At 62.8% G+C, this 14887-nt stretch carries 13 protein-coding genes and 1 tRNA gene; 8 read left to right on the forward strand and 6 right to left on the reverse strand.

Translation table 11 applies throughout. The features are described 5' to 3' along the window. Positions 1-209 precede the first annotated feature (209 nt). From AC54AF_RS22735 to AC54AF_RS22755, 5 genes are all read left to right on the forward strand, one after another. Positions 210-362, forward strand: coding sequence for a hypothetical protein (locus AC54AF_RS22735; RefSeq protein ID WP_496638363.1), 153 nt, complete (start codon positions 210-212; stop codon positions 360-362). Beyond that, positions 356-586 carry a hypothetical protein gene (locus tag AC54AF_RS22740; RefSeq protein ID WP_496638364.1) on the forward strand — a complete coding sequence of 77 codons (231 nt, stop codon included), beginning with the start codon at positions 356-358 and terminating at the stop codon, positions 584-586. The genes AC54AF_RS22735 and AC54AF_RS22740 overlap by 7 nt, the downstream gene beginning before the upstream one ends. A 162-nt stretch (positions 587-748) precedes the next feature. Continuing rightward, entirely contained in the window at positions 749-952 is a 204-nt protein-coding gene (locus AC54AF_RS22745; RefSeq protein ID WP_496638365.1) for a hypothetical protein, read from the forward strand. A 67-nt stretch (positions 953-1019) separates the two neighbouring features. Next, positions 1020-1871, forward strand: a complete 852-nt coding sequence (locus AC54AF_RS22750) for a phosphoadenosine phosphosulfate reductase domain-containing protein (RefSeq protein WP_496638366.1) — start codon at positions 1020-1022, stop codon at positions 1869-1871. A gap of 15 nt (positions 1872-1886) precedes the next feature. After that, positions 1887-2054 carry a hypothetical protein gene (locus tag AC54AF_RS22755; RefSeq protein WP_496638367.1) on the forward strand — a complete coding sequence of 56 codons (168 nt, stop codon included), beginning with the start codon at positions 1887-1889 and terminating at the stop codon, positions 2052-2054. 143 nt (positions 2055-2197) lie between these two features. Here AC54AF_RS22755 and AC54AF_RS22760 read toward each other — a convergent pair whose 3' ends face one another. The 6 genes from AC54AF_RS22760 to AC54AF_RS22785 all read right to left on the reverse strand — a co-directional run bounded on the left by AC54AF_RS22760 (position 2198) and on the right by AC54AF_RS22785 (position 9223). Then, complete coding sequence (locus tag AC54AF_RS22760) at positions 2198-3379, reverse strand: tyrosine-type recombinase/integrase (RefSeq protein WP_496638368.1); 1182 nt, start codon at positions 3377-3379, stop codon at positions 2198-2200. A 194-nt stretch (positions 3380-3573) separates the two neighbouring features. Next, a tRNA-Ser gene (locus tag AC54AF_RS22765) sits at positions 3574-3663 on the reverse strand. Positions 3664-3756: 93 nt separating this feature from the next. After that, on the reverse strand, positions 3757-5802 hold the full coding sequence (locus tag AC54AF_RS22770) for a putative bifunctional diguanylate cyclase/phosphodiesterase (RefSeq protein WP_496638369.1): 2046 nt from the start codon (positions 5800-5802) through the stop codon (positions 3757-3759). A 1-nt stretch (position 5803) separates the two neighbouring features. Beyond that, positions 5804-6928, reverse strand: a complete 1125-nt coding sequence (locus AC54AF_RS22775; protein ID WP_496638370.1) for an EAL and HDOD domain-containing protein — start codon at positions 6926-6928, stop codon at positions 5804-5806. A 266-nt stretch (positions 6929-7194) separates the two neighbouring features. Continuing rightward, positions 7195-7824, reverse strand: a complete 630-nt coding sequence (locus tag AC54AF_RS22780) for a response regulator transcription factor (RefSeq protein WP_496638371.1) — start codon at positions 7822-7824, stop codon at positions 7195-7197. Between the two features lie 28 nt (positions 7825-7852). Then, on the reverse strand, positions 7853-9223 hold the full coding sequence (locus tag AC54AF_RS22785; protein WP_496638372.1) for a cache domain-containing protein: 1371 nt from the start codon (positions 9221-9223) through the stop codon (positions 7853-7855). Positions 9224-9469: 246 nt separating this feature from the next. Here AC54AF_RS22785 and AC54AF_RS22790 point away from each other — a divergent pair, with 246 nt between their 5' ends. The 3 genes from AC54AF_RS22790 to AC54AF_RS22800 all read left to right on the forward strand — a co-directional run bounded on the left by AC54AF_RS22790 (position 9470) and on the right by AC54AF_RS22800 (position 14886). Continuing rightward, positions 9470-11527: a carbon starvation CstA family protein gene (locus tag AC54AF_RS22790; RefSeq protein ID WP_496638373.1), complete on the forward strand. Its 2058-nt coding sequence runs from the start codon at positions 9470-9472 to the stop codon at positions 11525-11527. A gap of 2 nt (positions 11528-11529) precedes the next feature. Then, positions 11530-11730: a YbdD/YjiX family protein gene (locus AC54AF_RS22795; protein WP_010396213.1), complete on the forward strand. Its 201-nt coding sequence runs from the start codon at positions 11530-11532 to the stop codon at positions 11728-11730. Between the two features lie 297 nt (positions 11731-12027). Beyond that, a complete protein-coding gene (locus AC54AF_RS22800; protein WP_496638374.1) occupies positions 12028-14886 on the forward strand; it encodes a hybrid sensor histidine kinase/response regulator in 2859 nt (952 codons plus the stop codon). Position 14887: the final 1 nt, after the last annotated feature.

Raw genomic sequence — 14887 nt, forward strand, 5'->3', positions numbered from 1 at the left:
GTGGCTGTTGGGGTTGCCGTTCCTCGGACTCGTGTAAATAACTGTACGCACCCCGTTGGCCCTGCCCCGGCCACGCCGCCGGCGGCGCCCGTCCCTAATTTGTCTGACGAGGCAAAAACAGCGCTGATTGCCGCCTGGGCGGCCGTCAACGCCTGCCCGTGGCCCCGGCTGATCGTCCCAGACAACCCACTCCATGAAGGAAATGGCACATGAGCACCTATGCCGTGATCGTTCGCACGCAAACCGAACGCTTTGAATTTTTTGAGGTTGCCGCGTCCAGCGGCGACGTGATCGACGCTGCCATCGACCGCTTCGGCGTATGCGGCGTTACCGCCAAACTGAAAGGAGTACCGCAATGCTGACCACCCTGACCGATTCACCGCGGCAAATCGCCCTGGGCGACCGCGTGACATTCGATACCGATGAAGGCTACCAGGCCGGCACCGTCAACGATCTGCGCCGCGACGTGGGCAATGGCCAGATGCATGCCTGGGTGGAACTGGATCGCCAGTGGCCGGGCATGTTCCGGGCCGTGCCGCTGGCGGCCATCGTTTCCAGCCGCCCTGCCCTGTTGGTGGCGGCATGAGTACCAACCCTGCCCAAACCGAGCGCCACCACTTGGCCAGCCAGGCCACGCCCGTGTACTCGCTGGTGCTCAAGCGCTGAGACTGTGGCAATGCCAGTACGGCCGATGCGTGACCTAGGTAAGGGGCACACGATGACAGTTCAAAGAAATGAGGATGCAGTAATGATGAAGGATTCCGCCGTAGTGATCAAAATCAAGGGCCGCTATTTTTTCGAGTTTGGCAAACTTGGCCAGGTTAAAACTGCCTGGACCGTCGTTGGCGCAAAACTGTTCTTCCCCGGCTCGCCGGAATTGGCCAAGGTGGTGAAGGCGCTTGCCGAAAAGGGCAGGAAATTTGAGGTCATGGTGCTGGCGGTGGTTGCATGAAAGGCCAAAACGACATCGCTACTGGCGAACTCCCGTTGGCCCTGGTTCAACGCTGCAAGGTGGCCGCATGAACAGCCCATTTCTGTTCGATGGCCCGGGTGTCATTTCGTTCAGCGGCGGCCGTACCAGCGGCATGATGCTATGGATGACGCTTCAAGCCTACGGCGGCACGCTGCCGGCTGACGTGGTGGTGTGCTTCGCAAACACCGGCAAGGAAGAGGAAGCGACCCTTGAATTCGTGCGCGACTGCGGCGAGCGCTGGGGCGTTCCCATCGTCTGGATAGAAAACCGTCCTCGCAATGAAGCGCGTGGCAAGGAATTTGCCATCGTGAACTTTGCAACGGCCAGCCGCCGCGGCGAGCCGTTCGCCGATCTGCACGACGAAAAGAAATTCCTCCCGAATCCTGTGGCGCGCTTTTGCACGGCAGAACTCAAGGTGCGCCCGATGCAGCGCTATTTGAAGTCGATAGGCCTGGTCGAGTGGACCACGTTTATCGGCATGCGCGCCGACGAGCCCATGCGCGTGGCGCGGCTGGCGAATCAGGACTACGGCAAGCACGAGGTGAAAGAAGCTCCCCTGGCGGCGGCCGGCCTGACCGTGGCCGATGTCAGCGCATTTTGGGTAACACAAGATTTTGACCTGGGCTTGCCGAATATGAGCGGCAAGACGATGCACGGCAACTGCGATCTATGCTTTCTGAAAGGCGGCAACCAGGTGCTATCCCTGATTCGGGAAAAGCCCAGCCGTGCCCTGTGGTGGATACAGCAGGAAAGGAACGCCCAGACGGCCGGATCGGGTGCTGGCGGCTGGTTCCGCAAGGACAGGCCCAGTTACCAGGCGATGTATGACATGGCGATGAATCACGGGGAGCTGTTTCCCTTCGACGACGCTTTAACCGATTGTGGATGCACGGACTAGAAGGAGATTACGAAAATGGACCAATACAAAGAATTCTGCCGGCTGCGCGACTACCGCAAGCCTGGCGTCGAAGTACCGCACCACACCGAGGCCGAAGCATTCGCCTTGGCGGTGCAAAGCAAAGCCGGCCATACAGAACTAGCCCAGCGCAAGAAAAACCCCACCACGAAAGGAATCAAGTAATGAACGCAGACCGAATTATTTACCGTCAGGACTTATACAAAATGCTGGGCGTCACTTCGGAGACGCTGCGCAGATGGGTGAAGGAGAACAAGCTGCCGCCGGCGGACGTTGCCATAACCCAGCGCACGCTGGGATGGCGCCTTTCAACGCTCCAAGCCGCTGGGATCAGGCTGCTTTAACAACCAGTCGGCGAAGGCCTGAAGCATCACGCGGCGCTGCTTCAGGTACTCCGCGGAGTTGTAGACCCCGCGCACGCCGCCATCCTTGTGCGCGAGCTGCACCTCGACGTGATCCGAGTTGTATTCGTGCTCGTTGGCCCAGGTGGAACCGACTTTGCGCCAGCCGTGGCCAGTCATCTTGCCCTTGAAGCCGATACGGTGAATGAGGTAAAGAATCGCGTTTTCACTCATGGGGCGGCTACCGCCCCGGTCGTTCGGGAAAACGTAGTTGCTGCCCCGCGAACGCAGCTTCATTTCAGCCAGCAGGTCCAGCGCCTGGGATGACAGCGGCACCAGATGTTCGCGGCCCTTCTTCATGCGCTTGCCAGGTATCCGCCAGACATCGCCCTCCACTTCCGCCCAGGTCATGCGACGCAGCTCGTCCGTGCGCGTCCACGTCAACGCCAGCAGCTTGCAGGCCAGCACGGACTGAATTTCATCTTCCAGGTCCAGGCGCTCCATGAACGGATGCACCTCGGCCAATGCCAGGGCGGCGAAACCTTCGCGCGGCTTGCGGGAAAAAGCGACCTTCGAATTGATGTTCGATGCGGGGTTCTCTTCGCAGTGGCCGTGCTGGATGGACCAGTCGAGCACCTGGCCCACCCACATGCGCACGCGCCGGACGTAGACGGACAGGCCGGCGGCATCCATCGGGCGCAGCGCGGCCATCAAGTCTTCCTTGGTAATTTCACGCACGGTTTTCGCGCCCAACGTCGGCGAGATGTACATGGCCAGCGCGCGCAGTGCATTTGCCTTGTAGCCGGCGCTGATGTCCGTGCGTCCCGCCCAGTAGGTATCGATGGCGGCATCAAGGGTAATGGATGGGCTGCTTGCCTTGCGCTTGGGCTTGAGGTCGTCGCCGTCGATCAGTTTCAACCGCAAAACGTCCCGGCGCTCGCGCGCTTCCTTGAGGCCGATCAGGGGATACGGGCCGATGACGGCAGTTTGCTGCTTGCCCTCGTCGTTACGATAGGCCATGCGCCAAACCTTGTTTCCGCTCGGCAGGACTGCCAGCATCAGGCCGTGGCCATCGAAGAGCTTGCGCAGCTTGCCATCGTTCGGCGTGGCGCGGCGGCAGTCTGCATCGGTAAGCGTATTGATGGCCATGCGAAATCCTGTAGGTACGGGTTTGAGAAAAACCGCATGATACCTACATTTCAGCCTACGCGTGATTCTGTGGGATGGTTTTTTGATGGTTCCGAATCTGTGACTCGGAGGGATGAAAATCAAGCTAAGTCGTTGATTTCCAATGAAATTCGGTGGAATATAGGTTGAGTATACTCACGAATTTTTTATGTACTTGGCGGAAGCGGTGAGATTCGAACTCACGAACAGTGTAACCCGTCGCTAGTTTTCAAGACTAGTGCCTTCAACCACTCGGCCACGCTTCCAGATGGCAGCATTATACATAAAGCGGACTGGCTTACCAATGGCTAGAACCGTCGCGGCGCTTTCCCCTGACCGGAAGAGCTTGCACGCCTGGGCTACACGCCCCAGTTTTCCCGCAGCGCCTTCTCGAACTCTCCCGCCGGCAATGGCCGCGAGAACAGATAGCCTTGCACTTCGTCGCAGCCCGAACTCTTCAGGAAGGCCAGCTGCTCCGCCGTTTCCACGCCTTCCGCGATCACCTTGTGGTGCAGCTGCTGGGCGATACTGATGATGGTGCTGGCGATGGCGCAGTCGCTGGCGTCGGTGGGGATGCCGGTGGTAAACGACCGGTCGATCTTCAGGGTGTCGATGGGGAAACGCTTGAGGTAGGACAAGCTGGAGTAGCCGGTGCCGAAGTCGTCCAGCGACAGGGCCACGCCCAGCGCCGTGATGCGGTCCATGATGCCGATGACCCTCTCGATGTTGTGCATCAGGGTGCTTTCCGTGATTTCCAGCTCCAGCCAGGCCGCTTCCAGGCCGTAGCGGGCCAGGGTTGCCGCTACCCTGGCGGGCAAGGCTGCCGTGAACTCGCGCGCGGACACGTTGACGGCCAGGCGGATCGGCGGCAGGCCGGCCAGTTTCCATGCTTGCGCCTGGGCGCAGGCCGCTTCCAACACCCATTCGCCCACCTGCACCACCAGCCCCGTCGACTCGGCCAGGGGGATGAATTCGGCGGGCGGGATCATGCCATGCTGCGGGTGGAGCCAGCGTACCAGGGCCTCTGCACCGATGATGCGGCCGCTGCCCAAGGCGTATTTTGGCTGGTAGTGCAGCAGTAGTTGTTGCTCAGACAGAGCCTGGCGCAAGCCTGTTTCCAGGCGCATGCGCGCCTGCATGCCCAGGTTCATGTCGTGACTGTAGAAGGCCACGCTTTCCGCTTCGCCGCCACTGTCCTGCTTGGCGCGGTACATGGCGATGTCGGCCAGGCGCAGCAGGGTTTCCGCGTCCTGCCCGTCTTGCGGATACACGCTGATGCCGATGCTGGCGCCCACGCGCAGGTCGTGGCCTTCGATCAGGAACGGTTGTACCAGCGAGGCCAGCAATTTTTGCGCCACCATGCTGGCCTCGAAGTGCTGGCCGATGTCGAACAGGCCGACGGCGAACTCGTCGCCGCCCAGGCGCGCCACCAGGTCCTGGTCGCGCAATACCTTGCGGAAACGCAGCGAGACTTGCCGCAGCAATTCGTCGCCGATGCGCCGGCCCAGAGTGTCGTTGATCAGTTTAAAACGGTTCAGGTCGATGAACAGCACGCAGCCGAGCATTTTGCTGCGCTGCGCCACGCTCAGGGCCTGGTCGACCAGCTTGGCCAGCAGGGTGCGGTTAGGCAGGCTGGTCAGCGGGTCGTAATACGCCAGGTGGTGCAGCCGCTCCTCGGCCAGCTTGCGCTCCGTGATGTCCGTCAGGTAGGCGATGAGTCCGATGGGCTTGTCGTCCATGTCCTGCAGCGGCGACAGGGACAGGCTGGCCCAGAAGACCTCGCCCGACTTCTTTCGGCGGCGCACCTCCATCAGGCGTCCTCCCTGCTCCAGGAAGGCGTCGTGGAAACCCGTGTCTTCTTCGTCGTACAGGAACAGGATGTTGCGCCCCACGGCTTCCACCGAGCTGTAGCCGAACAGGCGCTCGGCGCCCTTGTTCCAGCTGGTGATGTAGCCCGTCAAGTCCATCGTCAGCACGGATTCGTGCAACTGGTCGAGGATCTGCGTCTGCTGCGCCAGCAAGGCTTCGACTTGCGCATAGGCGTGCGTGGAACGTTGCGCCAGCGAATGCACTTGCAAGACGCCCGCCGTCAACGATGCCAGGCTGGCCAGGTGGCGGCGGTCGGCATCGCTGTACAGGCTGCGCCCGGCCACGCTGTAATGGCCGAAGCAGTGGCCGTCGAAACTGATTTCCTGCAGCAAGGCGGGCGTATCGCCGGGGAAAATCGCAGGCTGCGCAGCGGCGTCCATGCTGGCTGCGGGAAGGAACTGGCCATGCGGGCTGGCCATCACGGCGCTGGCGATACGGCCCAGCTCAGCGACCAGCGCGGGACCGCGCAAACGCACGACGGCATCGCACAGGGCGGCGCTGTTACCGAGGAAATCCGACACCGGCAGCAAGGTCATGCTAGAGGTTCCGGCTGACCTGGATGGCCCATTGGTAGGCCTGCAGCAGGCTGCGCCAATAGGTTTCTCCATCGATGCCGGCGCGGCGCAAGCCGTCAGGCGCCGGCGTGGCGCTTTCGACCAGCGCCAGCAAGGTACCCAGCTCGCCATTGCGTTCCAGCAAGGCGGCGTTGACGTCGGGCGCCAGGTTCAAGGTGGCGATGATCTCTTCCATCGGCATGCCCAGCAGAACGTCGAGCAGCGAGAACACGCCCGCCATGAAGGCCAGGTCTTGCGCGTCGCGGTCGCCGCCGCGCAGCTGGCACAGCGCTTCCATCTGCGCCGCGCGCACGGCCGCCAGCGGCAGCAGCGCGTGGATCTTGCCATCATCTTGCTGGCGCGCGTACAGCAGCAGTTGCAGCCAGCGCTGCAGCTGGCGCCGGCCCAGCAGAGTAATGGCCTGGCTGAAACTGGTAATTGGCGCCGTGAAACCGAAGGCGGCGGAATTGACCAGTTTCAATAAATGATAGCTGAGCGATGGATCTTGCTTGAGCGGCACTTCCAGCTCGTGCGCGTCGGCATCGCGGGCCAGCAAGCCCAGCAGCGCTAGCACGCGCCGCCGCGACGTGGCGTCTTCCGGTTCGCTTTGCTGGCGCGCATGGTGCAGGGCGTAGTCGCCGGCAAACCAGCTCACGCCCAGCGCTTGCGCGGCAGCAAACTGCTCCGCGTCGACTATGTTGTAGGCCAGGTGCGGCCCCGGCAAGGGCAGCAGCTGGTGCAGGGCCGGGCATGCGCCGGCCGCGTCAAAGCTCAAGGCGCGCGCGTCGACTTGCGCCGCCGCCACGGGACCGGCCTCGGCGCCATCGAGAAGGATGCGGTAGCCGGCATCGCGCCATTGCTGGCATTTTTTCTGGATCTGCTTGTCGCCGGCAAGATGCGCCGGCAAACGGAAAATGGTGCGTTGCGGCGCCAGTTGCGCCAGCACGGCCTCGTCCACGCCATGCGGGTCGGCCAGGGGAATGATGCAGTCGAGCGGCGCCAGGAAGGCATACGCGTCGGCGGCGGCCAGGACTGCCAGCAGCGGCGCCGTCGAGGCCTGCGGTACATGCAAGGTGACAGCGACCCACTCGTTATGAGCATTGGCCACTGCTTGTAATCCCACCAACGGAAACAGGTTTGATTCAGACGCTGACATCGGTATCTCAGTGTGGGTAGGGCGCCATAGTAAATAAACTGACCAGCATTGGCAACCCTGGCCCGACAGGGATGCCATTTCGACAGCGAGAATCATTCTATCCGAATCTCACCAATGAAACAGTTTAATTTTGGCAATAAATGTTCAAAAAAAACATTTCCCCGCGAGACCCGCCTGTCATGCGGGTGTGACAAAAACCGCCTTGACGCCTGCGCCGTTCAGGCGCTGCCGCCATGCGCATGTTCGACCGCATATTTGATCAATTCGGCCTGCCCTTCGATACCGAGCTTGCGCTTGATGTTCAACCGGTGCGTCTCGACCGTGCGCACGCTCAGGTCCAGGTCGCGGGCGATCTGCTTGTTCGACTGGCCCGCCGCGATGTGCTGCAGCACTTGCTGCTCGCGCGTGGTGAGAAAGGAATCATGCACTTGCGGGCGCGACAGTTGCCGCGCCAGGGCCGCGCTGTAATAAATACCGCCGGACATCACCGTCTCGATGGCAAAGACGATATCTTTACCAGGAGCATCCTTGAGCACATAGCCGCGCGCGCCGGCGGCGATGGCTTGCGACACATATTCGAGCTTGTCATGCATGGACAGGATCAGCACGGCAATCTGCGGAAACGCCTGCTTGAACAGCGCCGTCGCTTCAATGCCGTTGATGCCGCGCATATTGATATCCATCAGCACGAGGTCCACCTGGTGGAGGCGCGCCTGAGCCAGCGCCTCGTCGGCACCGCCTGCCTCGGCCACCACGTCGAAATGCGGCACCGCTTCCAGGCGCGCGCGCAAGCCGTCGCGCACGAGGGGGTGGTCGTCCACCAGCAGGATGTTGATCTTCTCGTTCATGTCTCGGTATCTTTTCGGTATCTATTCATCAGTGTGTCGGTGGAAGGGCGAGCCGCGCCAGCACCAGGGTGCCGGCCGCAGACGAGGTGATGTGCAGGCTGCCGCCGATGGCTTCCATGCGTTCCGTCATGTTGCGCAGGCCGATGCCGCGCTGCGGATGCAGGGCGATGCCATCGAAATCGAAGCCGCCGCCATTATCCTGGATGCGCAACTCCACCGCCTTGCCCGCTTCGTGCAGGCTCACCTCCACGCCGCGCGCGTGGGCATGGCGCTCGCAATTGGTCAGCGCTTCCTGGGCGATGCGGAACAGCACGGTATTGACCATGTCGGGCAAGCCCTCGCCCGCCGCCGCCGGGCTGGCCGTGAAACTGGCTTGCGCACTGCTGCTGTCGTTAAATTCATGCACCAGGTGATCGAGCGCGGCGGCCAGGCCCAGGTCGTCCAGGATGGCTGGGCGCAGGTTATGCGAAATGCGCCGCACCTCGCCCAGCACCTTGTTCAGCTGCTCGGCGGCCCGCTCGAAGGTGGCGGGTGCCTTGTCTTTCTGTTCGGCATTGCCGCCCAGGCGCGCGATGCCCGCCTCGATCTGCAGCTTGATCGATACGAGCCACTGGCTGATGCCGTCATGCAAGTCGCGCGACAGCCGCGCCCGCTCTTCTTCCTGCGATTCCACCACGCGCTGCGCCAGCACTTTCAGCTTGGCGTCGGCCACGCGCAATTCGCGCAGGTTCAGCACCAGGCCGCAGGCGGCCACCAGCAGCGAGCCGAGGATGGCGATGGCGGCGATCAGTTCCATGGTCGAGCGGATATTGCGCGACTGCTGGGCGTCGACCTTGGCCAGCGCCTGGTCGACATCGTCCATGTAAATGCCGGTACCCATCATCCAGCCCCACTCCGGCATCAAAATCACATAGCCGAGCTTGGGCGCGGACTTGTTGGTCGACGGCTTGATCCAGTTGTAGCGCTCGAAGCCGCCGCCGCTCTTCGCCCGCTGCATCAGGCGCTGGATGGTCAGATTGCCGTCCGCGTCGCGCAACTCCCACAGATTCTGCCCCACCAGCTCGGGCTGGCGCGGATGCATCAGCGACTTGCCCTGCAAATCATAGATGAAGAAATAGCCGTCGTCGCCATAGCTGAGGGCGGACAGGATGCGCTTGGCCTCCTCTTGCGTGGCGGCATCCTTGCGCCCTGACTGGACCAGTTGCGCGATGGAATGGCTGGCCAGGGTCACGTAATGCTTGAGCTCGGCTTCCTTGCTGGCCAGATACGCCTGCTGGATGGTGGCGCGCTGCTGCTCGGCCAGGGTGATGGCCTGGTGCCGAACGGCAAACGCGATCGCGCACAGGGCGAGGATGAGCGGCGTGAGGGCCAGGAAGATGACTTTCTGTCTGAGTTTCATGGCCTGGCGCGCTCCGGCGGCGTCGATGCTGGTGGAAGGAAATGCGTGATTTTACGTCGCGGCGCGGCGATCGGCCTGCGTAGTAATACTGAGCGTTACTGCGTAGTCGTGCGCTTGCGGCAATTATACGATTCCTGAATACTCGCCATAAGCTGCAAATGCAGCAAAGCACCCAAACTGGCGACGACCAGGCACCGCAACACACATCATCGCACGGCACAGCGCCCGTCAATCTCTGGAGGAAGCATGAACCGCATTTTCAAACAGCTCGGCTGGGCAGCGCTTGCGCTGGCAGGCGCCGGGTCCCTGGGCGTTGTCGCCCTGCAACGTGGCGAACCGATCAGCGCGATCTGGATCGTCATCGCCGCCGTCTGCGTCTACCTGATCGCCTACCGTTTCTACAGCCTGTTCATCGCCGACAAGGTGCTGGGCCTGGATGCGCGCCGCATGACGCCGGCGTTCAAGCACAACGATGGCCTGGACCACGTGCCGACCAACAAATATGTGCTGTTCGGCCACCATTTCGCGGCGATTGCCGGCGCCGGCCCCCTGGTCGGCCCCGTGCTGGCCGCGCAGATGGGCTATCTGCCCGGCATGCTGTGGATACTTGCTGGCGTCGTGTTTGCCGGCGCCGTGCAGGATTTCATCGTGCTGTTCATTTCCATGCGCCGCGATGGCCGCTCGCTGGGCGACCTGATCAAGGCTGAACTGGGCGAGATTCCCGGCATGATCGCGCTCTTGGGCTGCTTCATGATCATGGTCATCATCCTGGCCGTGCTGGCCCTGATCGTCGTCAAGGCGCTGACCGGCTCCCCATGGGGCAGCTTCACCGTGATGGCGACGATCCCCATCGCCCTGTTCATGGGCGTGTACTCGCGCTTCATCCGCGTGGGCCGCATCGGCGAGATTTCCATCATCGGCTTCGTCCTGCTGATGCTGGCCATCATCGGCGGCCAGTACGTGCAGGAACACGCGGTGCTCGGTCCGATGTTCACGTTCACGGGGACGGAACTGACGTGGATGCTGATCGGCTACGGCTTCATCGCTTCCGTGCTGCCCGTGTGGCTGCTGCTGGCGCCGCGCGATTACCTGTCGACTTTCCTGAAAATCGGCACGATTCTCGGCCTGGCCATCGGCATCATCGTCGTCGCGCCGTACCTGAAAATGCCGGCCATGACCAAGTTCATCGACGGCTCCGGCCCCGTCTGGTCGGGCAATCTGTTCCCCTTCCTGTTCATTACGATTGCCTGCGGCGCCGTTTCCGGCTTCCACGCGCTGATTTCCTCGGGCACCACGCCGAAGATGATTGAAAACGAAAGCCACGCCCGCTTCATCGGCTATGGCGCCATGCTGATGGAATCGTTCGTTGCCATCATGGCCCTGGTGGCCGCCTCGACCATCGAGCCGGGCATCTATTTCGCCATGAACAGCCCGGCCGCCCTGATCGGCACCACGGCCGAGTCCGCCGCACAGGCGATCTCGCAATGGGGCTTCTATGTGACGCCGGAAATGCTGACGCAGACGGCCAAGGACGTTGGCGAGCACAGCATCATCTCGCGCGCCGGCGGCGCACCGACCCTGGCGGTCGGCATGGCGCAGATCCTCTCCGGCGCCATCGGCGGCAAGGCCATGATGGCCTTCTGGTACCACTTCGCCATCCTGTTCGAAGCGCTGTTCATCCTGACGGCCGTCGATGCGGGCACGCGTGCCGGCCGCTTCATGCTGCAAGACTTGCTGGGCAGCTTCGTGCCAAGCTTGAAACAGACGGAAAACGTCATCGCCAACCTGCTGGCCACGGGCCTGTGCGTGGCGGCCTGGGGCTACTTCCTGTACCAGGGCGTGGTCGATCCATTGGGCGGCATCAACACCCTGTGGCCGCTGTTCGGCATCGCCAACCAGATGCTGGCGGCCATTGCGCTGATCCTCGGCACCTGCGTGCTGTTCAAGATGAAACGGGGACAATATGCGTGGGTGACGATTACGCCGACGATCTGGCTGCTGCTATGCACGCTGACGGCGGGCTGGCAAAAGATTTTCGACGCCAATCCGCGCGTGGGCTTCCTGGCGCACGCCAAGAAATACTCGGCGGCACTCGATGAAGGCACCCTGCTGGCGCCGGCCAAGTCGGTGGCGCAGATGCAGCAGATCATCTTCAACGATTACCTGGACGCCGGCCTGGCCGCCTTCTTCGTCATCGTCGTGATCAGCGTGCTGTTCTTCGGCATCCGCACCGTCATGAAGGCGCGCGCCGACAGCCGTCCGAGTACCAAGGAAACGCCATTCCAGGCCATGCCCACGGTGTAATGATGATCGATGAAATCATCAAGGCTGGACGGTACCTGGGGCAAAGCATGCGGCTCATGTGCGGCTTGCCCGAGTACGACACCTACGTGGCCCACCGGGAAGTGACCCATCCCGGCGAGCCGATGATGACGTATGAAGAGTTCTTCCGCGAACGGCAGGAAGCGCGCTACGGCGGAGCCGGCAAACGCGGCGGCTGTTGCTAGCGGACACCGGACCAAACCTGCTGCGCGTCGGTATAGGCGGCCTGCGATGCTCACCGTACTAGAGTACGGTTGCGCTTCTTAGCCACCTCTCCCTTCCGCTCGCGACGGTTTTGTCCGGTGTTGTGACTCTGTATGAAGGGCGGTCTTGTTGGGCCGCCCTATTTGTTTCATCTCGTATAAGTTCCCCTCCCCTCTCCTCCCTTAGACCCACATCAACATCGGGGTGTGTCTTCGCGTCTATATTTTTCCAATAGGAATTAAATAACAGTCAACGGTCGACCGGAGAAGCAGCGACTCATGTTCAATTTCCAACGCTCCAGCATCAGCCAGAAGCTGACCATGATTTCGGTGCTGTCGTCGGGCTGCGCGCTGCTGCTGGTGTTCGTGGCGTTTGCGCTGACGTCCGTGCTCAGCCACAAGAATGATGAGGGCAAGCAACTACTGTCCTTGGCGGGGGTGATCGGCGCTGCCAGCGCGGCGCCCATGCTGATAGGCAAGCCGGCGCAGGTGCAGGCGGAACAGGTGCTGGCCGCGCTGGCCGCGCGCGACGAGGTGGCCCAGGCGGCCCTGTTCGACAAGGGCGGGCGCCTGTTCGCCCTGTACCGCGCGCCGCAGCACGCGGATGGCCTGGCAGCGCCGGAAGACATGGACCCGGCCCTGCTGGCCGACATGGCCGTGCAACCCGTCACGCAAGGCGCGGGCACGACCCTGGCGCCCGCCATGCGCCTGTACCGTTCCGTCTACCGGCCAGGCGAGCCGCAACAGATCATCGGCGCCGTGCTGATCGAGGCGGACCTGAACCACATGTGGCGCGACATCGGCCGCCACGTGGGCGCCATCGGCGGCGCCACCGTGCTGTCCTTCCTGATCGCCGTGTTCCTCGCGCGGCGCTTCAAAAGCGTGATCGCCGAACCGATCACCAAGCTCATTGATACAGCGCAAAAAGTGTCGAGCAGCCAGACCTACAGCCACCGCATCGCGCACCAGCGCAGCGACGAGCTGGGCGTACTGATCGACAGTTTCAACGACATGCTGGCGCAGATCGACAGCCGCGACAGCACCCTGGCCAATTACCGCGACCAGCTCGAACGCCAGGTGGGCGTGCGCACGGCGCAACTGGAAAAGGCCAAGGACGCGGCCGAGGCGGCCAGCCAGGCGAAGAGCGCGTTTCTTGCCACCATGAGCCATGAAATCCGCACGCCGATGAATGGCGTGCTGGGCATGACGGAACTGCTGCTGGCCAGCCCTTTGAGCCCGCAGCAGCGCCACTACACGAGCATGGTGCAGCGCTCGGGACAGAATTTGCTGGTGATTATCAACGACATCCTCGACTTTTCCAAGATCGAGGCGGGCAAGCTGAGCGTGGAATACATCCGCTTCAATTTCCGCGAATTGCTCGACGACATAGAACACGTGTTCGCGCCGCAGGCGGAAGCGAAAAACATCAGCCTGGAATTCGATATCGCCTACGACATCCCCATCGCCATCTGCGGCGACCCGAACCGCTTGCGCCAGATCATCGTCAATCTGCTGGGCAATGCCATCAAGTTCACGGAAACGGGCAAGGTCACCGTGAAAGTGACCGTGTGCAGCGAAGACGCGCCCAGCGTGGGCTTGCGCTTCGAGGTGCACGACACGGGCATCGGCGTGTCGAACGAGGCGCAAACGCGCATCTTCGAATCGTTCTCGCAGGCCGATGGCTCGACCACGCGCAAGCATGGCGGCACGGGCCTGGGACTGACGATCTCGAAACAGCTGGTGGAGCTGATGGGTGGCACTATCGGCGTTGACAATGCTTTAACGCAAGGCTCGATCTTCTGGTTCGAAGTAAATTTCGATAAGCGGCGGGTCGACAGCGACGACCCGTCCTTCAACCTGAAAACCACGCGAGGGTTACGCGCCTTGATCGTCGACCACACACCCGCCACGCGCGCCGTGCTGGAGCGGCAACTGGCCAGCTGGCACATCGTCAGCGACAGCGCCGGCACGGCCAGCGACTGCCTGGGCAAGCTGCGCGCGGCGGCACAGGCAGGCACGCCGTATGCCGTGGCCCTGCTCGACATGGAATTGCCGCGCACCAGCGGCCTGGCCCTGGCCGCCACCATCAAGAGCGACCCGCTGCTGGCCGACCTCAAATTACTGCTGCTGAGCACGGAACAGGCGGCGGCCGACCCCGTGCAGCGGCGCGAAGCGGGCGTGGCCTTCCAGCTGATCAAGCCGGCCCGCGAATGCGACCTGTTCGACTGCATCGTCACGCCGCCGCGCGCCAGCGACAGCCTGCGCATCCATCCGCCGCACGCGCCCCGTCAGGTGGGCCGGCGCCAGCGCCGCCGCGTGCTGCTGGCCGAGGACAATCCCGTCAACGTGGAGGTGGCGCTGGCCATGCTCGACAGCCTGGGCCTGGACGTGGTCTGCGCGCACAACGGCGAAGAAGCCTTGCAGGCGGCGCAGGCCGAGGATTTCGATCTGATCCTGATGGATTGCCAGATGCCCGTGATGGATGGCTTTGCCGCCACGGCGGAAATCCGCCGCCACGAACAGCAGTGCGGTCACGCGCGCGTGCTGCCCATCGTCGCCATCACGGCCAATGCGCTGCAGGGCGACCGCGAAGCCTGCCTGGCGGCCGGCATGGACGATTACCTGAGCAAGCCGTTCACGCAGCAAGACCTGGGCCACACGATCGCCCGCTGGATCACCTTGCCGCGCGCGGCCACCGTGCACCACAGCGAAGCGCCGCAGGCGCAAGCACCGCAGCAGGTGCCGCCCGAAGCGCCGCCGGCGCCTGCATCCCAGCCAGCGGCCCAGCCGCTGAACTGGCAGGCGCTGGAAAACATCCGCGCGCTATCCCAGGCCGATGGCGATGCGCTGCTGGAACGTGTCATCCAGGCCTTTGTCGGCGAGACGCCGCGCCAGTTGAGCGCCATGCGCGCAGCGATTGCCGGCGCGGATGCGGAAGCACTGCGCAAGGTAGCGCACAGCCTGAAATCAGGCAGCGCCAACGTGGGCGCCGATGGCCTGGCGCAGCTGTGCAAGGAAATGGAAAAACTGGGCCGCGCCGGCAGCACCGAGGGCGCGGCTGTCCTGCTGCAGCAGATGCAGCAAGCCTTCCTGGCCGTACGCGAATCGCTGAACGCCATCCTCGTGAAGGAACACTGAC

The sequence above is a fragment of the Janthinobacterium sp. JF4 genome (assembly GCF_059617925.1).